This window comes from Limnobacter sp. G6BE5S (genome assembly GCF_058448965.1).
Genome location: NZ_JBZFLM010000005.1, coordinates 177,858 through 201,446, shown reverse-complemented (window position 1 = coordinate 201,446; position 23,589 = coordinate 177,858). Strand labels below are relative to the sequence as shown.

The following is a 23,589-nucleotide window of genomic DNA, read 5'->3' as shown; positions in this document are numbered from 1 at the left end:
TTACACATCATGCTTGCTTTGACTGCCAAACCTGCCCGCGCAATATTGCCCTGTATTGTCACATTGTTTACGCTGGCTTTTGGGCTGCCGGCTCACGCGGCAGACAAGAATTCAACACTGCAACTTTTGGTTGTTCCGCAATTCCCGGTCACAGAAATTCATTCCACCTGGAGCCAATTACTGGAAGGTCTGAAAAAAGAGGGACTTCCACCCATCGAGCTTGTTTTCAGCAAAGACATTAACGAGTTCGAAGCGCAGTTCCAAGCTGGGCGGGCCGACCTCATCTACTGCAACCCTTATCACATGGTGATGGCTAAAAAAGCACAAAGCTACACACCACTGATTCGTGACAGTAAGCCCTTGACTGGCATTCTTGTCGCTGAGACGGGTTCATCAACCGATGAAGTTCAATCATTAAATGACCTGAACGGCAAAACACTGCTGTTTCCCTCGCCCAACGCATTTGGTGCGTCGCTGTACATGCGCGCATTGTTGAAACGCGAAAAGGGGTTGGACTTTGTGACCAAATACGTGAAAACCCACCCCAACGTGATCCGTGGTGTGGTTCGCGGAGAAGGCCTGGCCGGTGGCATGGTGAATGCAACGCTGGCATCGAAATCCGCCGAACTACAAAGTAGAGTCAAAGTGATCTACGAAACCCCACCGGTACCACCTCATCCGATTGCCGCACACCCACGCGTGCCAGCTGCAACTCAAGAGGCCATTGCTGCCGGTGTTCTGGCCTACATCAAAGCCAACAAACAGGTGGGTGCCAACATTCAAATGCCCAATCCCGTGCGCGCCGATTATGCGAAAGATTACAAACCACTTGAAAAATTGGGCCTAGAGGCATTTCTTTCCAATTGAAACAGTCTTTTCAATCCATAACCCATCCAAGCCTGGGTACCAAACTTTTGGTGCTTGGCATTGGTTTGGTGTTGATTCTGGCGCTGGCTTTTACCTGGTTCAATACACGGACCCAGCATGACGAACTGCAAGACGTGTTCAAGCAGCAAGCCACTGCCCTGGCATTTAACATCGCAGTGTCCAGCAACAGTCATTTGCTTGAAAAAGACTTTGCAATCATTGAAACACTTTTATTGAAGGCGGACGGATTCCAGGACCTGTATTCCGCCACGGTGGTTGCAGCGAACGGGCAAGTATTGGCGCAGGTTTTGCGAGACAACAGCACGCACAAGCTGACCGCCTTGTACACAAACGAGAAACTTCACATACCCAACAAGGGCCTGCAAACCCAATTATTTAAAAGTGACCGGTATTTAACCGTTATTGAACCCATAGAATCTGGACGGGTGATTGGGTATGTGGTGCTCGAATTTGATTTGTCTCCCCTGCAAATACGAGAATCCGAACTGATCGAGCGCAATGTATTGCTGGCGGTCATACTTATATTTCCTGCAACATTGGCTTTGTGGTTGTTCATACGCAAAACCATTGTTGAACTGCATTCGCTCACCGATTTTGCACAGCGCATGGTTAAAGGACAGGGCATCGAACATGCCACATCCCCAACCTCTCGCGAACTGGCCATGCTGCATGCGACCCTGAACTGGGCCTCTGTCACGCTCGACAAAAAGAACCAGGCTCTGGAGGCAGCAAAACTGAAGGCGGACAAATCGAATGATTTGAAATCCCAGTTTGTGGCCAACATGAGCCACGAAATCAGAACACCGCTGAACGGGATTCTGGGATTGACCGAAATCACGCTGGGCAATAGCGCACTGGCTGAAAAACCACGCCGGAATCTGGAGTTGATTCAACTTAGCGCTGAGCATTTGCTGCGCGTTGTCAACGACATTCTCGATTTCTCGAAAATTGATGCGAACCGGCTGGACATGGATCCGCAACCTTTCGAGTTACGCGCCCATGTGCAAGCCATCGTCAAAATGGTCTCTAGCGCCTATGCAAAACCGGGCGTTGAAATCGTGTTGGATATTGACCCGACCATTCCTGACCTGCTCAATGGTGACTGCCCGCGCATTATGCAAGTGCTGAACAATTTGTTAAGCAATGCACTGAAGTTTACGATGGCAGGCCGGGTCAGCATCACCCTCAGCGCAAAGACTACGCCAAGCAAAACAAAACCCGCCACATGTAAAATCGATTTCGCGATACGCGACACCGGCTTGGGAATCTCGGAATCGGCCCGTAGCGAGATCTTCAAGGCGTTTTCACAAGCGGAGCCCGGCACCGCACGCAAGTATGGTGGTACTGGTCTTGGATTGACCATTACCCAGCGTTTGCTGGAATTGATGGATAGTCGTATTCATCTTTGGTCCAAAGAAGGCATTGGAAGTGAATTCAGCTTTACACTCGAGTTACCTATTGTTGAAAAAAATACAATCACTGGAACTGAAACTCTGGCTGTCAACATGCACAACGACATCCCACACGACACGACAAATGAATTTGGTCATGTATCTACCGGTCTTCGTGTTCTGGTGGCTGAAGACAATATGGTCAACCAGACATTCATTTCGCATGTGCTGACCCAACTCGGAATTTCATACCGGTTTGCTGATGATGGCCTTGCCGCGGTGCAAGCCGTGGACGAAGAACCATTCGACCTGATATTCATGGACATGCACATGCCCAATATGGGCGGGCTGCAAGCATGCCAAGCCATTTTGGCCAAACCCCAACATAAAAACTTACCGATTGTTGGCCTGACAGCGGATGCAATTGCAGACACCCGTGAAGCATGCATGTCCGCCGGCATGCGCGAGTACATTTCAAAGCCATTCAAACGCAGCGACATTGAGGCCGTGCTTGTACGCCTGAAATTTCGTGTGTCGCCAATTCCCATGCAAAACTTTGACCATGACAAAGAACTGCTGAAAACCACCATCAATATGATCGCGGCTGAAATTCCCCAACTTGCCGACGACACTGAAAATGAGATTCTGGCCGGCAATTTGTCCGAGGCCAAGCGCGCGCTGCATACCCTGAAAGGCCATTGCAAGCTTGTTGGAGAACTGAGTTTCGCCGACTTTATTCAGCAAATGGAAAACCAGCTGATGCTACACCAGCGACCTACTGCGGACGCCCTGGAGCACCTGAAGAAAAACCTTCGTGTGCTTCAGCAACGCCTTCGCCTGTTAAGCCAGTAAATCGTTCCTGACTGCGGCCGTAACCACCAGCTCTACCTTCCAGCCGGGTTTGGCAAGGCCTTTCACTTCAACACAAGCGCGTGAAGGCGCAGTCCCTTCGGGCAACCAAGCGTCCCACACTGCATTGAACCCATCATAATCGCGGTCCATATTGGTCAGGAACACTTGCACCAGCAACAGGTGACTTTTGTCGGTTCGCGCGGCAGCCATCGTCCGCTCAAGGCTGTTAAGCAGATCCCGGGTTTGGGCCTGAATGTCGCCCTCCTCGGTAGAAGGCACCTCAACCAAATAAACCACCCCGTTAAAGCTTGTGGAATCGGAGTAACGTTTTGTAGTACCTTGTCGGTGTATCACAGGACCCCCTTCATGAAATTTGAACATTTGGTGCAGATCAACGACCCGAGCTTGCCCGGTATTGACTGGTTAACGCGGCAACAACTCTGGTTCGGTTTGGTTGCACGGGCCTGGAAACCAACCCGCTTTGTCTTGGGTCTTGAAGATGCGCAAGTGATTCAAACCAAACAGGAAGGCAATGTCACCACGCTGGCGCGCGTACTGAATTATGGCCCTTTCCAAATCGAAGACACCATTGATCTGATCGAAGAAGACCGCACCGAAACCCGCATTGTAGCGAATCAATTCTGTGGTGACAGCACGCTTACAATTTCAATTGAAGAACCTGAACTGGGCGAGTTGTGGTTGCGGTTTCAATACCAGGTCAGCGATGCAGCGGCCACGCCGGGTGGTCCCGAGGTGTCAGCACACGATGTGGATGAAATTCGTAAACAGGCTTACCGCGCGGCCGACATCGACACCGTGCGCATGATCCGCGAGCTGGCCATGGCCATGCCCGCGCACACCCCCGACAACCGCAAGGATCACTGAATTACTTCAGTGCACAGGCACCCATATAAATTTGACCAGACCGGTTACCACTGCGGCAATACGCCAGCACCGGCTTTTCTGCTGCATCCAGAATACGCTTGAAATCTTCAAGCAATATTTCCGACGGCGGCTGACCTACTTCCATCGGCAAGTAATGAATTGCCAAACCCAGACTTTTTGCCTTGGCTTCAATCACAGCGTGGGCAAGTTGCGCACCCACTTCGTGATCGGGCCGATTGTTCACAATGGTTTTAAAGCCCAGTTGTGCAATCGCCTCCAAGTCGTCGGGACTAATTTGGCCGCACACTGCGACTTCATTGCTCAGTTGCCTGATGCTCATTTCAACAAATTCCTTCGGTGTGTTGTTACTGATACGACAGTTCTTTGGCCTTGCCCCAGAACACTTTGTAAGAAAACGCAGTGTACCCGAGGATGGTTGGCAAAGTGATCACCACACCCACCAGAATAATCTTCAATGCCTCGGGCGACGAAGCGGCCTCCCACACGGTCAACTGATTCAACACCACATAGGGATACTGGCTATAAGCCAGGCCCATGAAAGCCAATGTCATCACGGCTGCGGTGAGAGCAAACACCATCCAGCCATAACCCGCGTCCATCAGGCGCTGGCTGCTCAACACATGGTGAATGCCCCACAGGCACAACACCGATGCGATTGGAATGGGCGCCAGGGCCATGATATTGGGGAAGCTGAACCACTTGTTAAATATCTCGGGTACCACCAGCGGGGTCATTGCCGAGATAAAGGCAATCGAAATCAACATGGGCCAAAAACTGATTCGCCCCCACCGGCGAGATTTTTCAATCAAATCTCCTTCGGTTTTCATGATCAGCCAGCCGCTGGCCAACAGGGTGTAGGCAAAAGGCAAGGTAATCGCCACGCCCAAATTGAATACCAACTGCGACCAGTGGTTCGAGAAACCAGTGATATAACTGCCCAGCATCCAGCCCTGCGACACCGAAGTGACCAGTGAGCCGATGAAAAAAATACGATTCCACAAAGGCTTGTAGGCAACCTCCACCTTCACGCGGAAGTCAAAGGCCACACCGCGCAACACCAAGCCCAACAGCATGAATGTCACTGGCAAATACAAGGCGGTCAACACCACACCGTGCGCCTTTGGAAACGCCACCAGCAATACGCCTACGCCCAGAACCAGCCAGGTTTCATTGGCATCCCAAAACGGACCAATTGAGTTGATCATGGTGTCTTTTTCAGCGTCGGTGGCATGTGGCAGCAGCAGACCCACCCCCAGGTCGTAGCCATCAAGCACAACGTAAATCAACAGTGACAAACCCATCACGCCCATGAACAGCAGCGGCAAGAACTCATTGAAAGTCATGGCTCAGTTCCTCTTTTTCATTGTTCACGACGAAGTTGATCGGCTGGCTTGGTGGCAGGCGGCACCCCGCCCCAATTCACTTTTTTTGATGAACCAATGCCACCCAGCAACATGTAACGCAACACCCACACATACGAGATGATCAGACCAATGTACATGGCCATGTACAGCAACACTGTGAATGCCAGCAACTGGGGCGGATGTTGGGCTACCACATCGGCCGTGCCCAGCACCCCATACACCACATAAGGTTGGCGACCAATTTCAGTCACCCACCAACCCGCCACGGTGGCCACCCAACCCGAGAACATCATGAACATCAGGGCAGTAAGAATAAGCCGGTGCGTTTTATTCTCGAGAACCGGACCTGTTTTCCGGAAAGCCCACACCGAGGCCCAGGAAACCAGCAGCATCAACATGCCCATGCCCACCATGACCCGGAATGAAAAGAACACAGGACCGACCGGCGGATGGGTATTGAGGAAATCATTCAGCCCTTTGATTTCGCCGTTGAAGTCGTGCGTCAAAATAAAACTGGCCATTTTGGGAATACCAATTTCAAAGTGATTGGTGCGTTTCTCGCTATCGGGAATGGCAAACAACAGCAGCGGTGCACCCTTCTCGGTTTCCCAAACACCTTCCATGGCAGCCACCTTCGCCGGTTGATGCTTCAGGGTATTCAAACCATGCAAATCACCCACAAAAATCTGAATCGGAATCAGTGCGGCAGCACCATAAACACCCAGTTTCAGCATGTGCCGGGTGAATGGCTTTTCACGTTTGCGCAAAATTTGAAGCGCACTGCCACCTGCAATCACAAAGAAAACAGTCAGCCCACTGGCCAACAACATGTGGGTGAATCGGTACGGGAAGGACGGATTCCAGATAATTTCCAGCCAATTGGTCGCATGCATTTGACCATCAATGATCTCGAACCCCTGCGGGGTCTGCATCCAGCTGTTCAGTACGAGAATCCAGAAAGCCGACAGCGTGGTGCCAAAGGCCACCAGAAACGTGGCCAGCAGGTGAACTTTGGGCGACACCCTTTGCTTGCCAAACAGCATCACACCTAAAAATGTGGCTTCCAGAAAAAAGGCGGTGAGCACCTCATAGCCCAGCAAGGGACCCGAAATATTCCCTGTCTTCTCCATGAATCCAGGCCAGTTGGTGCCAAACTGAAAACTCATGGTGATGCCCGACACCACACCCATGGCAAAAGTCAGTGCAAATATCTTGGTCCAGAAGTAATGGGCCTGTTCCCACTCGGTCTTGCCCGTGCGCACGTGCTGCCAACGCAGATAAAACATCACCCAGCCAAGGCCGATGGTGATTGTGGGAAACAAAATATGAAAGGTAATGTTGGCCGCGAACTGGATTCGGGCAAGATCTAGCGACGTAAATTCCATGCTGCACCCCAAGAAAGCAACTGAATTCGAACGGCAAGTGCACTACTACTTATCGCACTCTCATGACCTTAATTAGGTGCGTGCTGTCTGTCAAATTAGTTTGCTCAATGAAGTACCGCACAACGCGTACAATGCCGAATCGCCCAATTTTGGAAGCCCACAGTGATCAACCGCCCCATGTTCTTTTTGCTGGCTGCGCTGGCGGCGTTCGCCCCTTTGGCGATTGACCTGTATTTGCCCAGCCTTGCTGCAATTGGCGAAGAGCTTCAAGCCCCCGCTGGGCGAGTTCAACAAACAGTCACCGTATTTCTGGCTGGGTTTGCCCTGGGCATGCTGTTTTACGGACCACTTTCCGACCGGTTTGGTCGCAGGCGAATGATTTTTGCGGGCACCACGGTGTTTGTGTTGGCCAGCGTGGCCTGCATGTGGGCCCAAAGCATTGAACAGCTGCTGGTGTTCCGCCTGGTTCAAGCCTTTGGTGGCGGCGCCGCAGCGGTCATTTCACGTGCAGTTATTCGTGATTTGTTCGGCGAAACCGATTCCGCGCGTGTCATGGCCATGATCGCCATGGTGACCTCGCTGGCACCCATGGTTGCGCCACTGTTGGGTGCTTACATTCTGGAGCTGGGCTCATGGCGATATGAATTTCTTGCGCTTGCCCTGTTTGGCGCTGCATGTACCCTGGCCGCCTATGCCCTGCTGCCAGAAACATTAAGCAAAGTCCGAACGCAAACCTCGCTAAGCCATGCCTTCCGGGGTTACTGGACAGTCTGGAAATACCCGGATGCAAGATTGCTTATCGTGGCCGGTGGTGCGCACTTCGCGGCCATGTTTGCGTACATCACAGGCACGCCCTTTGTGTACATCGAATTTTTTGGCTTGAACGAGAAAACTTATGCACTCCTGTTTGGCTCCAACATTCTGACATTGGTTGCTTTTGGCTACGCCTCAACCCGAATGGTGAAACGAACCGGCACCACACCCCTGATTAAAACCGGCTCGCTACTGGGTTTATTGGGCGCAACCCTGGTGCTAGCCAGTGCCTGGAATGCAGGCCAGGCCAGTTGGAACCTGGGTCTGATGGTGGCAGGCTTTCTGTTGTGTGTGGGTTCGCTGGGGTTTGTTGCCCCAAACACCACCGCACAGTTGCTTGGCAGGCACCCGAAAAATGCAGGAGCGGCCTCGGCCCTGTATGGTTGTGCGCAATTTGGTTTGGGGGGATTGGCCAGTTGGGCGGTTTCTGTGGTCTATGATGGCACCGCACTGCCCATGGCTGTCACAGTGCTGGCCTTTGCTGCGCTTGCATACTGGGCAAGCCAACAATTGAAACGCTGAACTTTTCATTGTAAGCACAAAATTATTGCCTTTGTGTTTAAACAACTGCGAAATCGGCATGAAAATTGGACTTTTGGGTCCCTTTACGGTATGTTGTGTCACGAATTTATTCAGTCCAACAACCCAAATAATCATTTTTGCACTGCCATATGGCCGACACAAAAGCCCAAAGTGGCGAGAACCAGCCCGACGTGGCTTGGCTCGAGAGCCAATACAACGTCCGCTCTTACCTGCCCGATCACCCCAAAACCTTTGCTCGCTGGGCTGAACAGTCCCGCTACGCGCGTTTTGATCTGGACGGGTTCTGGAATCAGTATTTCGGCGAATCGGAAGCAGAAACCGTGGACGTCATTCCGGGCAAACCCGGCAAGCCTCTGTTGATTTTTATTCACGGCGGCTACTGGCGTTCGCTGGACAAATACGACTTCACTTTTCTGGCCAAACCCTATGTGGCACGTGGCTACTCGGTAGCCTTGCTCAATTACGGTCTTATTCCACGCGTCACCATTGAAGACAGCGTGCGCCAAACGCTGCGTGGTATTGAATGGCTTTACCGCCAGGCAGACCGTTTCGGTTTCGATGCCAATCAAATTGTGGTGTGCGGTCATTCCGCGGGCGGTCATTTGGGCGTGATGAGTGCGTTGGCCTTTTGGCCACTGTGGGCCTCTGACCTGCCACAAGATGTAGTGAAGTCTGTCATTGCCATTTCAGGCATTTACGACCTCAGCCCACTGGTGCACACGCCTTTCATTCAGAAAGACCTGAAACTGAACCAGAAACGTACCCGCATGGTAAGCCCGGCACTGATGCCAAAGCCCACCATTCCGGTGCACCTGGCATTTGGCACCAAGGAATCCGATGCGTTCAAAGAGCAAAGTGCTTATTTGGCATCACACTGGGGCCTGAATCCACCCTTGCAGGTGAATGCAGACCATTTCAGTATTTGCGACAGCATTGCCGACCCCAACAGCGAGCTGTTCATGCTGATTCAAAACCAGTTGTTGCTGCCATCACACTAAATAAAAACTGAACGGGTTATCCCCCCATGTTCGGTAAACTGCTTTTCAGGCTGGTGCCGTATAAATAGACTGTACACACCAGCCTGGAGGCAAACATGCCCCTCACGATCGCCTACTCCAACGCCGCCAATTCACTCGGCCCGCGTTACCCCGATGGTCAAACCCTGATGCGCAAGCGCACGCTTCGCCAAACAGCAAAGTTGTTCAAGGTAGGGGCTGAAGTGTTGTTGAACATGGCACCGGCCACAGTCATTGCCTACAACATTGCCGAGTTCGGCCGCTGGATCTCGACAAGCCACCCTGTGCTGGTTCAACTGCAAACGGGCGAGCTTCAATACTGTCGCTTAAGTGACCTGCACATTGCTGAAAACCCGAGCATTCAGACCCACTGAAGCTGACTATAATCCGGTGATGAATTCATCATCACCGACACAAAACACCATCGGCTTTATTGGCCTTGGCAACATGGGTTCCGCCATGGCGGGCCACCTTTGCAACGCAGGTTACAACGTGCTTGCGTGGGCGCGAAATGCATCCACTTTTCAGGCGCTTGCCGACCTTCCTGTCAAACCGCAACCCAGCATTGACGCATTGTGCGCGAACACCCGCTTGATCGCATTGAACGTGACCAACACCGCCGACGTTCAATCGCTGCTGTTTCGCGAGGGCGGCATTGCCCAATGCGCTCAACCGGGCACCATTGTTGTGGATTTCAGCACGATTGACGCTGCCGCTGTTGCGGAAATTGCGCGCATGCTCAAGGCAAAGCAAATCGACTACATCGACTGCCCAGTGTCTGGCGGAGCCGCTGGCGCACGCGCTGCAACACTGAGCATGATGGCAGGTGGTGATTGGGCTGTGTTCCAACAGATCGAGCCCATGCTGAAGCACTTGGGCAAAACCATTCGCCATGTGGGGCCCTCGGGCGCTGGGCAAGCGATTAAAGCCGCCAATCAAATGGTGCTGTGTATTCAGTTGGTGGGCATTGCTGAAGCCATGAATTACGCACTGGAACAAGGCGCTGAATTAAGCGTGGTGCTTGAATTGCTGCAAGCGGGCTTGCCCGCAAGCCGGGTATTGGACTGGGCTGGGCCGCACATGGTAAATGGCTTCACTGACCCGGTTTCAATTGAAGCGCACCTGCATGCGAAAGACGTGCGCATGGTGGCGGATGCTGCGAAGCGGCAAGGTTTGCATTTGCCGCTGTTGTTTAAAACCGCGGAGCTGCTGGATGAACTGGTGGCCGAGGGACCGAAGAGCCAGGACACATCGAGGGTTTTCGAGGTAGTACGCAAACACATGCGGGGCTGATGGCCAAGCTGCACAGGCGCACTGTTCGGGTCTTGGCACTGACGCAAGCTGCACAGCCGCACTGTTCGGGCTTGGCGCAGCCCGAGTTCTCCCAACTAACCCTCTGGCTTGGGTCATGCAAAGCGCAATAGCGCCTTTGCATCGATTCCTTGCGGAATCGCCCCGCGCTGCGAGGCCGTTGGGCGGGCTGGCCTGAATTCGCCCCGAACAGCGCTGCATGTTCAGCTTGTAAAATGCAGCGGCGAGTTGCGTGCGATGTGCGGTTTCAAGCAAGGCGAGGTTCAGCTTGGGGTCAACAGATTTTCCGTCGCAACAGGCACTGCGCTCCGAGCAAATCAACCATACCGCATAGCCGAACCACGCCGCATCAAATGTCGTATGCCTGCCCACCGCCCAACACGCGATCAATCAGCTTCGGGGTCAACATGGGCGCAAACACCGCAATGAATTCGTACATCAACGTGCGCATGAAAACGCCCTGCCGCAAAGCAATGCGCGTGGTGTTGCGGCCGAACAGGTGGTCAACCGGCACGGCCATCAAACCTTTGTCTTTCAACGCATCAAAAGCCACCTCGGCAATAATGCCCACGCCCAAGCCCAAACCCACATAGGTTTTAATCACATCGGCATCAATGGCTTCCAACACCAAATCGATGCTAACGCCCGCCTTTTGAAAGGCCGCATCAATTTTCTTGCGGCCAGCAAAGTGCGTTTCGTAGGTAATCACCGGCATTTGATCGAAATCGGCCAAAGCAATTTGTCGCCCGCCTTTAACAAACGGCGTTAACAAAGGCGAATCAGTGGGCGCAACCGCAATGTGACCCCAGTCATAACAGGGAAAAGTCACCAAGTCGGGTTCGTCGGCCAAGGCCTCGGTGGCCACTGCCAAATCCGCTTGATCATTGCGCACCCATTGGGCCAATTGCTCGGGCGTTCCCTGTAGCAAAATCAGCCTCACCTTCGGAAATTTTTTGCGAAAAACCGCCACCGCCTGCGGCAACACATATCTGGCTTGTGTGTGGGTGACCGCCACGGTTAGCTGCCCGCTTTCACGCGCTGCAAATTCTTCGCCCACGCGTTTGATGTTCTCCAACTCGGCCAACACCCGCTCGCAAGCTTGATAAACCAATTCACCCGGCGGGGTTAAGCCTTTGATGCGCTTGCCATGGCGCTTGAAAATCTGAAAGCCCAACTCATCCTCGAACTCGATAATTGCCTTCGAAACACCAGGCTGAGAGGTAAACAAAGCCTTGGCCGCCTCAGTCAGGCTGAAGTCGTGGCGAACCGCTTCCCGAACAAACCGGAGTTGGTGCAAGTTCATAAAAATCCTTTATTCCACAAGGGAATATATAAATGGAAATATTGTCGTTTGAATTATAAGGCGAAGCGCCTACACTGCAAGTCCCAAAAAACCATTTTCATCGAGCTTTCACGTGCCTTTTGACATCGATTTAGTCTACGTCGCTTCTGGCCTTGCGGTCGGCCTTTTGGTCGGCCTCACTGGCGTGGGTGGTGGGTCGCTCATGACCCCCCTGCTCACGGTGATGTTTGGTGTGCCCGCCACGACCGCAGTGGGCACTGACCTGGCATTTGCAGCCATTACCAAGGGCGCAGGTACGTTGGTTCACCGCATGCGCAACACCGTGAACTGGAAAATTGTTGGCTTGGCGTGTTTGGGTAGCGTGCCCGCTTCGTTGATTACGATTGCCGTACTCCATGGCCTCGATATTCAGAATGCTGGCAAAGGCAGCCCCATTGATGTATTCATCCGCTGGTCCATTTCCATTTGCGTCATGTTGACTGTGGGCGTTCTTATTTTCAAAACCAAGATTGTTCATTGGCTACAAAACCACCCGCAAGCGCAATTGGAAGACAAAACGCGTACCATCGCTACCGTGGTCGCATTTGCAATCATCGGTATGTTGGTCACTGTGTCGTCTATTGGCGCAGGTGCGATCGGCGCCATGGTGTTAATCATGTTGTATCCACACCTGAAAGCCTCTGAAATCGCAGGCACCGACATTGCCTATGCAGTGCCGCTCACCACTGTTGCAGCGTTTGGTCACTTTAGCCTGGGCACAGTTGATTTTGGTTTGTTGGGCGCACTGCTGCTGGGTTCGATCCCTGGCATTACAGTGGGTAGTTATTTAAGTCGCGCAGTGCCTGAAAGGTTCTTGCGCGGGGTATTGGCCACGACCCTCACCGCCGTGGCCGCAAAACTGGTGATGTAAATGTACAAATACGACGACTATGACCACGCCCTTGTACGCGAACGCGTGGCTCAGTTTCGCAATCAAACCGAGCGCTTTCTCAAGGGCGAATTGACGGACGAAGAGTTCCGACCATTGCGCCTGCAAAATGGCCTGTACATTCAGCGCCATGCGCCCATGCTGCGCGTGGCCATTCCCTACGGCTTGCTGGGTGCAAAACAATTGCACCGGCTTGCAGACATTTCGGCCAAGTACGACCGCAACTATGCGCACTTCACCACGCGCCAGAACATTCAGTACAACTGGCCCGCACTGGAGAGCATTCCTGACATTCTGGCTGAATTGGCCGAAGTTGAAATGCACGCTATTCAGACCAGCGGCAACTGTATTCGCAACACCACCAGCGACCCGTTCGCTGGCATTGCGAAAGACGAATTTGTGGACCCACGCCCATTCTGCGAACTGATTCGCCAGTGGAGCACCTTCCACCCGGAATTTGCGCACCTGCCGCGCAAGTTCAAAATTGCGGTGAATGGCGCGGCCGTGGATCGCGCAGCCGTACAAGTGCATGACATCGGTGTCAACCTGACCCGCAATGCTGCCGGTGAAGTGCTTGCACAGGTGCTGGCTGGTGGCGGTTTGGGCCGCACACCCGTCATTGGTTCCGTGATTAAAAATGATCTGCCCTGGCAAGAACTGCTGACCTACATTGAAGCAGTAATGCGCGTGTACAACCGCTATGGTCGCCGCGACAACCTGTACAAAGCCCGCATCAAAATTCTGGTGCGTGCCATTGGTCCGGAAGAATTTGCCAAGCAGGTTGAAGAAGAGTGGCAACACATCAAAGGCGGTGTGTCCGTTATTCCCCAGAAAGAATTCGACCGTGTTTCCTCTTTCTTCACTGCACCTGCTTACGAGCAGTTCAGTGCCGAACAAGTGGCAACCATTGCCGAGCAAAATCGTGGCTTGCGCGCCAAGCATGTGGGCTTTGATCGCTGGCTAATCCGCAATGCACGCGAACATCGCCAGCCTGGTTACGTGGCCATCAGCATTTCGCTGAAGCGCCCCGGTATTGCCCCAGGCGATGCCAACACCGATGAAATGCACCTGATCGCCGATTTGGCTGAGCAATATTCTTTCGGTGAACTGCGTGTGACTCACGAGCAAAACTTTGTATTGTCCGACGTGGCCGAGCAAGACCTGTTCGAACTGTGGAGCACCTTGAAGGAACGCAACCTGGCCATGCCCAACATTGGTTTGGTGAGCGACATCATCGCCTGCCCCGGCGGCGATTTCTGTTCACTGGCCAATGCCAAATCCATTCCAATTGCTTTGGGCATTCAGGAAGCTGTGGACAATCTGGATTACCAGTTTGACCTGGGCGACCTTAGCCTGAACATTTCGGGTTGTATCAATTCATGTGGTCACCACCACATTGGCAACATTGGCATTTTGGGTGTCGATAAAAACGGCGAAGAGTGGTACCAGGTTACCTTGGGTGGCCGCCAGGGCAACAATGCATCCATCGGCAAGGTGATTGGAAAGTCCTTCTATGAGAAAGACGTACCTGGCGTGGTGGTGAAGTTGCTGGAAGTGTATGTGCGTGAGCGTCATGAAGACGAACTGTTCATCGACACGCTCGACCGCATTGGCGCAGACCCATTCAAAGAGCACGTGTATGCCAACAAGGAGGCTGCATAAAATGGCAAACATTATTGTTAAACCACTGAACGGCGAAGCTGAAATTGTTGCCGATGAATTTGTGGTGATTGAACAAGGTACTGATGAAGCACCCGTGGCTGTTCCTTCTGACGGCAAAGTGCTGGTACACCTGTCTGTTTGGGAAGCCAACAAAGCCGAACTTTCTGCACGCGCACAAGCCGGTGATTTGGGTGTGTACCTGAACCCGGACGACAACCCCGAGCAGTTGCAAGGCGATGTGAACGTACTCAAGTTGATTGCGTTCAATTTCCCGGTGTTCAAGTACGGCCAAGGCTATTCAGGCGCGGTGTTGCTGCGCACGCGCTACGGCTTCACAGGCGAAATTCGTGCATTCGGTGACGTGTGGCGCGATCAATTCTTCTACCTGGCACGTTGCGGTTTCACGCAATTCGACATCAAGGAAGGCAAGTCGCTTGAAGACGCATTGAATGCATTTGCTGATTTCACCATTCCTTACCAAACCAGTGCCGATGGCTCGTTGCCCGTGTTCAACCGCAGGGCTGCCGCCGCAGGAGCATAAGCATGAATGCAGTGAATACTTCGGCACAGTCGCGCTTCCACAGTGTTGAAGCAGCAACGGAAAACAACGCTGTGCAAGAGCAGGCGATCGCCGTGTTTCGTGGCCCGCACCAACCCGCCACTGACATTGCTGCGAAAGTTCAAGCGCTGGAAACATTGTTGACCCAAGCCGCAAGCGAATTCGATTCAATCGCGCTGGCCAGCAGTTTGGCTGCTGAAGACAATGTGTTGTTCGATGTAATTGCCCGCCTGAAACTGAACATTCGTGTGTTCAGCCTGAATACTGGCCGTTTGCACCAACAAACGCTGGACGTGGCCCCTGCCCTGCAAGCCAAATACGGGCAAACCGTAGCGTGGTTTGAACCACAGGCCGCCGCGGTCGAAACCTATGTGAACACCAAAGGCCGCGATGCATTTTATGAAAGCACCGCGCTGCGCAAAGAATGCTGCGGAATTCGCAAGGTAGAACCCCTGGCTCGTGCGCTGAAAGGCGCCAAGGCATGGATCACCGGGCAACGTCAGGCCCAGGCAGCCACACGTGCTGAATTGCCCACACGCGAATTCGATGTTGACCGTGGCATTGAGAAATTCAACCCCCTGGCCGACTGGAGCGAGGCGGATGTGTGGACCTATGTTCGTCAGTACGATGTGCCCGTGAACAAACTGCACTTTGAAGGTTTTCCTTCAATTGGCTGCGAGCCATGTACCCGCGCAATCACGATTGGTGAAGACATTCGCGCAGGCCGCTGGTGGTGGGAAGACCCCACCAGCAAAGAATGCGGTTTGCACAATGCCAATTTGAAAAAATAAGCTGAATTAATACAACGAGAGAAATCATGAGCACGCAAGTACACACCATGTCCCACCTGGATTGGCTCGAAGCAGAAGCCATCTACATCATGCGCGAAGTGGCCGCCGAATGCGCACGCCCAGCCATGCTGTTCTCGGGTGGCAAAGATTCCATCGTGATGCTGCGCCTTGCGGAAAAAGCATTTCGCCCAGGCAAGTTTCCATTTCCCTTGGTGCACATTGACACTGAGCACAACTTCCCGGAAGTGATTGAATTTCGCGACTGGAAAGCCAAGCAATTGGGCGAAGAACTGATTGTGCGTTCCCTGGAAGGATCAATCAAAAAGGGCACCATTCGCCTGCCCCACCCCGAGGCTTCACGCAACTCGTTTCAAAGTGTCACCTTGCTTGAAACCCAGGAAGAATTCGGTTTCGATGCACTAATGGGTGGCGCCCGTCGGGATGAAGAAAAAGCCCGCGCGAAAGAACGTATTTTTTCCTTCCGCGATGGCTTTGGCCAATGGGATCCGAAAAACCAGCGCCCCGAGCTTTGGGACCTGTACAACACACGTGTGCACCCCGGCGAGCACATGCGCGTGTTCCCGATTTCCAACTGGACTGAACTCGATGTGTGGCAATACATTGAGCGCGAAAAGCTGGAACTGCCCAATATTTACTACGCCCACGAACGTGAGGTGATCGAGCGCAACGGCCTGCTGGTTCCCATTACTGACATGACACAGCCCAAGGCGGGCGAAACAGTCACAACCCGCACGGTGCGCTTCCGCACGGTGGGCGATATTACCTGCACCTGCCCAGTGGCAAGCACCGCGGCAACACCGGCTGAAATCATCACCGAGACTGCGGTCACTGACATCACAGAGCGCGGCGCAACCCGCATGGACGATCAAACTTCCGAGGCCTCCATGGAGCGCCGCAAGAAAGAAGGCTATTTCTAAATCGAGATGAATACCATGAACGCAATTAACGAAGCCCTGAAACTGAGCACCCAAGACCACGGTGTGCTGCGCTTCATCACCGCTGGCTCTGTCGACGACGGAAAATCAACCTTGATTGGTCGCCTGTTGTTTGACAGCAAAGGCATTTTTGCTGACCAGCTGGCCGCCATTTCCAAGGCAAAAAACAAGCGCACCGCAGGTGATGCAATCGACTTTTCCCTGCTGACCGACGGTCTGGAAGCGGAGCGCGAGCAAGGCATTACCATCGACGTGGCTTACCGCTATTTCGCCACACCTGCACGCAAGTTTATTGTGGCCGACACACCAGGTCACGAACAGTACACGCGCAACATGGTCACTGGCGCATCCACTGCCGACGTGGCCATTGTGCTGGTCGACATTACCCGCGTTGCCTTTGAAGAAGGTGCAGAAGGCCTGAAAGCCACACTGCTGGCGCAAACCAAACGCCACAGTGCAATTGCCGGCAAACTGGGCATTCCAGCGATTCTGTTCGCCGTGAACAAAATGGACCTGGTTGATTTCGACCAGGCAAAATTCATTGCCACCGAAAAAGCCGTGCGTGAACTGGCTGTTACCGTGGGCGTTGCCGAAGCACTGGTGCTGCCCATTTCAGCCCTTACAGGCGACAATGTGGTTACCGTCAGTCCAAAAACCCCTTGGTACACTGGCCAGCCCTTGCTGCCCATTCTGGAAAACATTCCAAGCCGTGCCGACCGCGCAGAAGCCGCCCACAAAGTGGGTTTCCGTTTCCCGGTGCAATTGGTGGCACGCCACGATGGTCACAAAGCCGAGGATTTCCGCGGCTACATGGGCCGCGTTGAAGGCGGCAGCGTCAAAGTGGGCGACACCGTGGTGGTACACCCTTCAGGCCAAAGCGCCGTGGTATCGCGCATCGTGCTGTTGAACGATGATTTGCCCGAAGCGCACCTGGGCCAGTGTGTAACACTGGTGCTGGACCGCGATGTGGATGTTTCCCGCGGCGATCAAATTGTCAGCAGTGGCGACACAGTGAACCACACCCCGGTGAAATCATTGACGGCCGACATTTGCTGGTTGGACAATGAACCATTGAACCCTGCGCGCAAGTACTGGATCAAGCAAACCACACGCCAAACCCAAGCCAAGATCAAGGCGGTGAATTTGGTGCTTGATATTCACACCCTGCTGCATGGCGAAAGCACCAAAACGGTGCAAATGAATGACATCGCGCAGATTGAATTGGTGCTGGCGCAGCCCATCGTGGCGGATTTGTACACCGAATGCCGTGCAACAGGCAGTTTTATCTTGATTGACAGCGCCACGAACCAAACTGTGGCTGCTGGCATGATCGTTGCAAAGAACTAAGCAACGACCCTTCACCCGGTTGTTGGTTGCTTGTTCTTAAATAGGGACTTTTAAAGATGGGACGCGTTGTATTGATTGGAGCAGGACCTGGAGCGGAGGATTTAATCACCGTTCGTGGCCTGAAGCTGTTGATGCAGGCAGACTGCGTGTTTTACGATGCGCTGGTCAGTCCCTCTCTTCTTGCCGAGTCCCGTCCCGATGCAAATCTTGTCGCGGTTGGAAAACGCTGCGGCAAGAAATCCACAGCCCAGCACTTCATCAACAAACAACTTGTGGAAGCGGCTGAAAAATACACATTGGTTGTTCGCCTGAAGGGCGGTGACCCCATGGTGTTTGGCCGCGCCGATGAAGAAATTACAGCTTTGAAAGCTGCAGGGCATACAGTGGAAGTGGTGCCAGGAGTCACTGCGGCTTTGGCTGCTGCGAGCAGCTTGCAAGCTTCGCTGACACTGCGTGGCGTTGCTCGCAGCCTGACACTGACCACCCCTTCTGTGGGCGCCAATGAAGTGCCCAGCACGGAATTGTTCACCGGCACTGAAAACGACACGGTGGCCGTGTACATGGGCTTGCGTCAGGCTGGCCCATGGGCTGCAGCCTTGCTCGACAAGGGCCGCAACCCCAACACTCCCGTGATTTTATGCGAAAGTGTTTCGCTTCCTGCTGAAAAATTCACGCCACTGAACTTGGACAAGTTGCCTTCGTTTTCCGCTGAACAGCTCACCGATGGGCCTTGCCTTATCTTGATTGGCCAAGCCTTGGCCAAAGCATGTGCAGCGCTTCAACAGGCCAATAAAAACCCAGCCGATATTGCTCTGGCTGGGTCGATCAAAGCCGCTTGACTGAGCCGTTTTAACCCGCGGCAGCCTCGCACTTCTTCATGAACGAATTTTTGGCAGCGCCGGCCAGCTTTTTGCCGTCTTTGCCCACTGCGCGTTCCGCACAACTGGCTTTGTTGTCAGCCATGCATTTTTTCATGAACGAATTTTTTGCGGCACCATTCAATGGCTTGCCTTCTTTGCTAACCGCTTTGGCCTGACAAGCTGCCTCGGTGGATTGAGCGTAAGCGGGAACTGAAAAACACAGCGCAGCCAACAGCAACCATTTTTTCATGGAAAGTCTCCTGTTTGTTTTATTGATTAAACCTGCTGAACAATTTCATTGGCAATTGCTTGCCACACTGCATCCCACTGACCCACAGCTGTTGTGGCCTCAATGTTCAAACCCGGGTGTTTGGCTTTCATTTCTGCCATGATCACCGGGAAATCGTTTTTCAAGTGCCCGCCCTTTCCAAAGAAAATGGGTACCACCTGAATATGCTCCACACCGCCCTGCGCCATGCAGTCCACCGTGTCGGGCAGGCTGGGTGCCATCAATTCGAGAAATGCCAGTTCAACTTGCACATTGGGCAGTTGGGTAGTCAACATGCTTTGCAAGCGTTTCATGGGCTCGGCCCACTGTGGGTCGCGCGCGCCATGACCAAACAACACAACTGCTTTTCTCCCGGTACTGCTCATCGATTCCTCAATACATTCAAAGTGCGCCAAGGCGCAGGTTGCGACACCCACCACAATGCGCCCATGCCCACCACAAAGCCCAGCAAACTGGGCAAAGCCGCACTGACGAACGGCGGGAAGCTGGCCACCATGCTGAGGTGGGAAAACAGGTTATTCACCAAATGGAAACCTACACCTATCATGATGCCTGCGAACACTTTCACACTCACACTGCCCGACCTGAAATGCAAATAAGCAAACGGCAGCGAGATCATCATCATGATCAAAATGGCAAATGGGTACATGATTTTTTTGGCAAAGGCCAAATCAATGTTGTCGGTGGCCTGCAAGTTGCTGCTTAAAAAATTGGAGTAGTTGTGCAGCTGCCATGCACTCATGCGGTCGGGGCGAACAAACAAACCTGTTAATAATTCAGGCGACAAATTCGAGGTCCAGCGCATTGTTTCAAGAGATTCAAATTCGCTGGCCTGAATGGTCAAGCCCGCTTTGGCGGCATTCGGATTGCTCACCGCCTCATCGAAATACCGCTGAAACAGCACATTGCGCAGCTCCCAATCACCCGACTTGGGATCGAACATGGCACTTTCAGCGCGTACCCAGGCCCGAATTCGGGACTCCGGGTCCAGTTCGTAATATTCCAGTTTAAGCAATTCGCCGTCTTTGTTGAACGAGTCGAAGTTCACAAAACGCACGCGTGCCTCTGCATTGGGCGCGCTGTAGGTGTCGCGCAACCAGTACCCGCTTCGAAAATCGCGATCCACTTCATAACCCAAAGCCTTGGCCCGCATGGGCACCGCCGCCCGCTCGGCCAATGGCGCCACCGCCTCGCCGAACAGCACGGTGATCACCACCACACCGGCTGCAATGCGAACCAACATTTTCAGCATGCTGGTGGTGCTTAAACCTGCAGCGCGCATGGCTGTCAATTCACTGCTGGCGGCCAGCTGCACCAGGGCGTAAATCGAGCCGATCAGCGCGGCAATGGGCGCAATTTCATACACCCGGGCAGGCAAACCCAGCAACACCGCGACGAAATAATAAAACCAACTGGTGCCGGGCAAACTCAAACGATCCACCTCGGCAATCAAATCAAAAAAGGCGAACAAACCAACAAAGGCAACCATCACAAAAGTGATCGCTTTGTAGAGCTCGCTTCGAAAGTAAACCAGCAAGGAATGGGGGACGGTGAAGGGCTTTTTCATCGTTTGATCTCCTGCCCGGCCACCACGTCTTGCAAATCAAGAGAACGAACCGGCCTGCGCCATTGAAACAATGGGGCGCCTGCGGGGCGGTTGCGCTTCATCATCAGAAGATAAAACAGGAGTAAGACAATGGCGTGTGGCAACACCAAAGCCACCCAGAAATCGAGCGTTTCCTTGGAGACCATGCTTTGAGTGACCGACACGATATTGCTGTAGGTGAGGTAAATCAGCAAGGCAAAGAGCTGATTCAGTGAATTGCCACCCCGTGGATTGACAAATGCCAGTGGAATGGCCAGCAAGCCGAGCGCCAGCGCAGACAATGGCAAGCTGACTCGCCACAACAACTCGCCTTGCGCGGCCGGTGAAAAATCGGCAATCAGCAAGTCGACGCGGCGGTGTTGCAATTGAAAACTGGGGGCAGCCCCCAGTGTGTTGTCGATAGCCAAACCATACGTCTCGAACTCAGTGCTGGCAAAACGTTCACCGGTGCTGTCCAGCGTGGCTCGGCGTCCACCACTGAGCACCAGATAAGGCTGACCATTCACGTCCACTTCCACGCTGCCACGGGCTGCCGAAACCACGGTGCGGGTGTCGCCTTTGGAGTCCACCACGAACACGTTTTCAACCTGCTTGGTGACCTCGGATTGACGCTCCACGAAAAACACGCGATTGCCCTCGCCTGACTCCCTGAACTGCCCGGCACTGACTTTGCTCACATCGCTGCGTTTGGCAAAACGGTCTTTGGCCGCATCGAGTTCAGCCTTGGCCCAAGGGGTAAGCCACACCGAACACACCATGGCCAGCACGGTAAGAGGCACTGCAAAGCGCAACACGGGCCGCACCAGCGAAAAAAGAGAGACGCCCGAGGCAAACCAGGCTGTCATTTCCTGTTCCTTGAAGGCGCGAGACACCACACCCATGACGGCAATGAACACGGTGATCACCAAGGCGGCGGGCAGGTATTGAAGCCCGCCCAACAAAATGAGTGTAAAGACTTCGGCGTTGTCGACTTTGCCCCCTGCAGCCTGGCCCAGGGTTCGAACCAGCACCGTGGTCACAATGATGGTAAACAGGGCCACAAAGGTGGCACCCGCTGTTTGTGCGAAGTCTTTTCGAAAAGTGGATCGAAACAGCATGCAATGCAGGTGGGCTGCGCTTTGACTCGCTAACCCAGCTTGTTAATAATGGTAGATTGTCGCATGCATTCGTTTTGAATGGTCGAGCATTAATCGCAAGAAGGAACACCATGACAGCAACACCCGCCACACCCAAAGCCAAGAAGCCCAGCTCCCCCCGCGCAGCCAAAAAAGCAGCACCCACGCCGCCGCCGATGTTCAGCTTCAAGGCCGGCACCGGTGCGGTGGCCAAAGTGACTGCGGGCGGCCCCGTACCTGCAAAAGGCTGCGATGTGGCCGTGGTAGCTGTGTACAAGAATGGCGAATTAAGCGCCGCCGCCAAACGAGCCGACATTGACACCGAAGGCTTGGTGGCCAACGCGTGCAAGGCTGACAAAAACCTGGGCAATTCAGGCAGCTGCCGCGTGGTGTTCAATACCGCCAAGGCAGGCGCCCCTGTGTATGTGCTGGTCGGGCTGGATGAAGCCGACAAATTCAGCATCAAATCATTGCGCAAAGCCACTGGCTTGGCCTGTGATGCGGTCAAAGGCCTGAAACCTGCCAAAGTATTTTTTGCACTGAATCAGGAAGTACCCAAGAAAAGTACCGACAAAGAGACCGCAGCCCTGTGTGCGCGCACCATCACTGAAAGCTTTTACAGTTTTTCAGCCTGCAAAAAGCAGGACGATGATGCCGCTGCCCCGCCCGCGTTTGAGTTGGCCTGCACAAAATCGACTCTGGCAGCAGTAGAAAAAGGTGCTGCCATTGGCCAGGCCATTGGCAACGGCATGCAGTTGACCAAAGACCTGGGTAATTTGCCTGGCAATATTTGCACCCCCAATTACCTGGCCGAAACTGCAAAAGCCTTGGCCAAACAATACAAACTGGGTGTGGAAGTGCTGGACCACAAAAAAATGGAAGCACTGGGCATGTTCAGTTTGTTGTCTGTGGGTAAGGCATCCAGCGAACCCCCCAAGCTGATTGTGCTGAAGTACAACGGTGCAAAAGACGCCAAAGAAGCCCCGGTGGTATTGGTTGGCAAAGGCATTACTTTCGACACGGGTGGTATTTCACTGAAGCCTGGCGCAGGCATGGATGAAATGAAATACGACATGTGTGGCGCGGCCAGCGTGCTGGGCACCATGAAGGCAGCCGCCGAAATGAAGCTGGCCCTGAACCTGATTGTGGTGGTACCCACTGCTGAAAACATGCCAGCTGGCAATGCCAGCAAACCGGGCGACGTGGTGGTGTCCATGAGCGGACAAACCATTGAAATTTTGAACACCGATGCTGAAGGCCGCCTGATTCTGTGCGATGCCCTGACCTATGTAGAGCGCTTCAACCCGGCCGCGGTGGTCGATGTGGCCACACTGACCGGCGCTTGCATTGTTGCACTGGGCCATGTGAACACTGGTTTGTTCAGCCCCGATGATGACCTGGCCAATGAACTGTTCAATGCGGGCCAAAACGCGCTGGACACTGCATGGCGCATGCCACTGGACGAGGAATACCACGAACAGTTGAAAAGCAACTTTGCCGACATGGCCAACATTGGCGGCCCGCCCGCTGGCAGCGTCACAGCCGCCTGCTTCCTGCAAAAGTACACAAAGGCTTACAGCTGGGCCCACCTGGACATTGCAGGTACCGCCTGGCATTCCGGCAAGGCCAAAGGTGCAAGTGGTCGCCCTGTGCCCATGTTGGCCGAGTTTGTCATGAAGCGTGCGAAGGCCTGAGGGTTTTGAA

The 23,589-nt window shown here is 53.5% G+C and carries 24 protein-coding genes; 15 read left to right on the top strand and 9 right to left on the bottom strand.

From position 1 onward, the window contains the following. Nucleotides 1-9 precede the first annotated feature (9 nt). Nucleotides 10-867 carry a phosphate/phosphite/phosphonate ABC transporter substrate-binding protein gene (locus tag ACVL1J_RS10670; RefSeq protein WP_341236317.1) on the top strand — a complete coding sequence of 286 codons (858 nt, stop codon included), beginning with the start codon at nt 10-12 and terminating at the stop codon, nt 865-867. Further along, nucleotides 864-3,131, top strand: a complete 2,268-nt coding sequence (locus ACVL1J_RS10665; RefSeq protein ID WP_341236318.1) for a hybrid sensor histidine kinase/response regulator — start codon at nt 864-866, stop codon at nt 3,129-3,131. Before ACVL1J_RS10670 ends, ACVL1J_RS10665 begins: the two co-directional genes overlap by 4 nt. Here ACVL1J_RS10665 and ACVL1J_RS10660 read toward each other — a convergent pair. Beyond that, nucleotides 3,120-3,485, bottom strand: coding sequence for a RidA family protein (locus tag ACVL1J_RS10660; RefSeq protein ID WP_341236319.1), 366 nt, complete (start codon nt 3,483-3,485; stop codon nt 3,120-3,122). The genes ACVL1J_RS10665 and ACVL1J_RS10660 overlap by 12 nt on opposite strands. 12 nt (nt 3,486-3,497) lie before the next feature. Here ACVL1J_RS10660 and ACVL1J_RS10655 point away from each other — a divergent pair, with 12 nt between their 5' ends. Further along, nucleotides 3,498-4,016, top strand: coding sequence for an SRPBCC family protein (locus ACVL1J_RS10655; protein ID WP_159572851.1), 519 nt, complete (start codon nt 3,498-3,500; stop codon nt 4,014-4,016). Nucleotide 4,017: 1 nt separating this feature from the next. Here the strand turns inward: ACVL1J_RS10655 and ACVL1J_RS10650 are convergent, their stop codons facing one another. The 3 genes from ACVL1J_RS10650 to ACVL1J_RS10640 are packed head-to-tail and all read right to left on the bottom strand — an operon-like array spanning nt 4,018 to nt 6,786. Then, nucleotides 4,018-4,356: a protein tyrosine phosphatase family protein gene (locus ACVL1J_RS10650; protein ID WP_341236320.1), complete on the bottom strand. Its 339-nt coding sequence runs from the start codon at nt 4,354-4,356 to the stop codon at nt 4,018-4,020. Between the two features lie 25 nt (nt 4,357-4,381). Then, the gene (locus ACVL1J_RS10645) at nt 4,382-5,380 is read right to left on the bottom strand and encodes a cytochrome d ubiquinol oxidase subunit II (RefSeq protein WP_341236321.1); all 999 of its coding nucleotides are present in this window, start codon (nt 5,378-5,380) and stop codon (nt 4,382-4,384) included. Nucleotides 5,381-5,397: 17 nt separating this feature from the next. Then, nucleotides 5,398-6,786 carry a cytochrome ubiquinol oxidase subunit I gene (locus ACVL1J_RS10640; RefSeq protein ID WP_341236322.1) on the bottom strand — a complete coding sequence of 463 codons (1,389 nt, stop codon included), beginning with the start codon at nt 6,784-6,786 and terminating at the stop codon, nt 5,398-5,400. Nucleotides 6,787-6,948: 162 nt separating this feature from the next. Here ACVL1J_RS10640 and ACVL1J_RS10635 point away from each other — a divergent pair, with 162 nt between their 5' ends. From ACVL1J_RS10635 to ACVL1J_RS10620, 4 genes are all read left to right on the top strand, one after another. Further along, complete coding sequence (locus ACVL1J_RS10635; protein WP_159572845.1) at nt 6,949-8,121, top strand: multidrug effflux MFS transporter; 1,173 nt, start codon at nt 6,949-6,951, stop codon at nt 8,119-8,121. Between the two features lie 149 nt (nt 8,122-8,270). Continuing rightward, a complete protein-coding gene (locus tag ACVL1J_RS10630; RefSeq protein WP_138518778.1) occupies nt 8,271-9,140 on the top strand; it encodes an alpha/beta hydrolase in 870 nt (289 codons plus the stop codon). Nucleotides 9,141-9,235: 95 nt separating this feature from the next. Beyond that, nucleotides 9,236-9,532, top strand: a complete 297-nt coding sequence (locus ACVL1J_RS10625; protein ID WP_341236323.1) for a hypothetical protein — start codon at nt 9,236-9,238, stop codon at nt 9,530-9,532. Between the two features lie 19 nt (nt 9,533-9,551). Beyond that, the gene (locus ACVL1J_RS10620; RefSeq protein WP_341236324.1) at nt 9,552-10,451 is read left to right on the top strand and encodes an NAD(P)-dependent oxidoreductase; all 900 of its coding nucleotides are present in this window, start codon (nt 9,552-9,554) and stop codon (nt 10,449-10,451) included. A gap of 367 nt (nt 10,452-10,818) precedes the next feature. Here ACVL1J_RS10620 and ACVL1J_RS10615 read toward each other — a convergent pair whose 3' ends face one another. After that, the gene (locus ACVL1J_RS10615; RefSeq protein ID WP_159572839.1) at nt 10,819-11,772 is read right to left on the bottom strand and encodes a CysB family HTH-type transcriptional regulator; all 954 of its coding nucleotides are present in this window, start codon (nt 11,770-11,772) and stop codon (nt 10,819-10,821) included. 124 nt (nt 11,773-11,896) lie between these two features. Between ACVL1J_RS10615 and ACVL1J_RS10610 the strand changes: the two genes are divergently transcribed. The 7 genes from ACVL1J_RS10610 to cobA are packed head-to-tail and all read left to right on the top strand — an operon-like array spanning nt 11,897 to nt 18,854. Beyond that, complete coding sequence (locus tag ACVL1J_RS10610) at nt 11,897-12,682, top strand: sulfite exporter TauE/SafE family protein (protein ID WP_201301519.1); 786 nt, start codon at nt 11,897-11,899, stop codon at nt 12,680-12,682. Next, the gene (locus ACVL1J_RS10605) at nt 12,683-14,362 is read left to right on the top strand and encodes a nitrite/sulfite reductase (RefSeq protein WP_159572835.1); all 1,680 of its coding nucleotides are present in this window, start codon (nt 12,683-12,685) and stop codon (nt 14,360-14,362) included. Nucleotide 14,363: 1 nt separating this feature from the next. After that, nucleotides 14,364-14,903: a DUF934 domain-containing protein gene (locus ACVL1J_RS10600; RefSeq protein WP_341236325.1), complete on the top strand. Its 540-nt coding sequence runs from the start codon at nt 14,364-14,366 to the stop codon at nt 14,901-14,903. A gap of 2 nt (nt 14,904-14,905) precedes the next feature. Continuing rightward, nucleotides 14,906-15,712, top strand: a complete 807-nt coding sequence (locus ACVL1J_RS10595; protein WP_341236326.1) for a phosphoadenylyl-sulfate reductase — start codon at nt 14,906-14,908, stop codon at nt 15,710-15,712. A 26-nt stretch (nt 15,713-15,738) separates the two neighbouring features. Next, the gene (gene cysD / locus ACVL1J_RS10590; RefSeq protein WP_341236327.1) at nt 15,739-16,650 is read left to right on the top strand and encodes a sulfate adenylyltransferase subunit CysD; all 912 of its coding nucleotides are present in this window, start codon (nt 15,739-15,741) and stop codon (nt 16,648-16,650) included. 15 nt (nt 16,651-16,665) lie between these two features. Beyond that, the gene (locus tag ACVL1J_RS10585; protein ID WP_159572829.1) at nt 16,666-18,015 is read left to right on the top strand and encodes a sulfate adenylyltransferase subunit 1; all 1,350 of its coding nucleotides are present in this window, start codon (nt 16,666-16,668) and stop codon (nt 18,013-18,015) included. A 56-nt stretch (nt 18,016-18,071) separates the two neighbouring features. Further along, nucleotides 18,072-18,854 carry a uroporphyrinogen-III C-methyltransferase gene (cobA, locus tag ACVL1J_RS10580; RefSeq protein ID WP_341236328.1) on the top strand — a complete coding sequence of 261 codons (783 nt, stop codon included), beginning with the start codon at nt 18,072-18,074 and terminating at the stop codon, nt 18,852-18,854. 10 nt (nt 18,855-18,864) lie between these two features. Here cobA and ACVL1J_RS10575 read toward each other — a convergent pair whose 3' ends face one another. From ACVL1J_RS10575 to lptF, 4 genes are read right to left on the bottom strand one after another with little or no spacing between them, the layout of a single operon-like run. Further along, complete coding sequence (locus ACVL1J_RS10575; RefSeq protein WP_159572825.1) at nt 18,865-19,125, bottom strand: hypothetical protein; 261 nt, start codon at nt 19,123-19,125, stop codon at nt 18,865-18,867. A gap of 26 nt (nt 19,126-19,151) precedes the next feature. Next, nucleotides 19,152-19,529: a sirohydrochlorin chelatase gene (locus tag ACVL1J_RS10570; protein ID WP_341236329.1), complete on the bottom strand. Its 378-nt coding sequence runs from the start codon at nt 19,527-19,529 to the stop codon at nt 19,152-19,154. Next, on the bottom strand, nt 19,526-20,731 hold the full coding sequence (gene lptG / locus ACVL1J_RS10565; protein ID WP_341236330.1) for an LPS export ABC transporter permease LptG: 1,206 nt from the start codon (nt 20,729-20,731) through the stop codon (nt 19,526-19,528). The genes ACVL1J_RS10570 and lptG overlap by 4 nt, the downstream gene beginning before the upstream one ends. Next, complete coding sequence (gene lptF / locus ACVL1J_RS10560) at nt 20,728-21,867, bottom strand: LPS export ABC transporter permease LptF (protein WP_159572819.1); 1,140 nt, start codon at nt 21,865-21,867, stop codon at nt 20,728-20,730. The genes lptG and lptF overlap by 4 nt, the downstream gene beginning before the upstream one ends. 110 nt (nt 21,868-21,977) lie before the next feature. Here lptF and ACVL1J_RS10555 point away from each other — a divergent pair, with 110 nt between their 5' ends. Further along, nucleotides 21,978-23,579, top strand: a complete 1,602-nt coding sequence (locus ACVL1J_RS10555; RefSeq protein ID WP_341236331.1) for a leucyl aminopeptidase — start codon at nt 21,978-21,980, stop codon at nt 23,577-23,579. Nucleotides 23,580-23,589 lie beyond the last annotated feature (10 nt).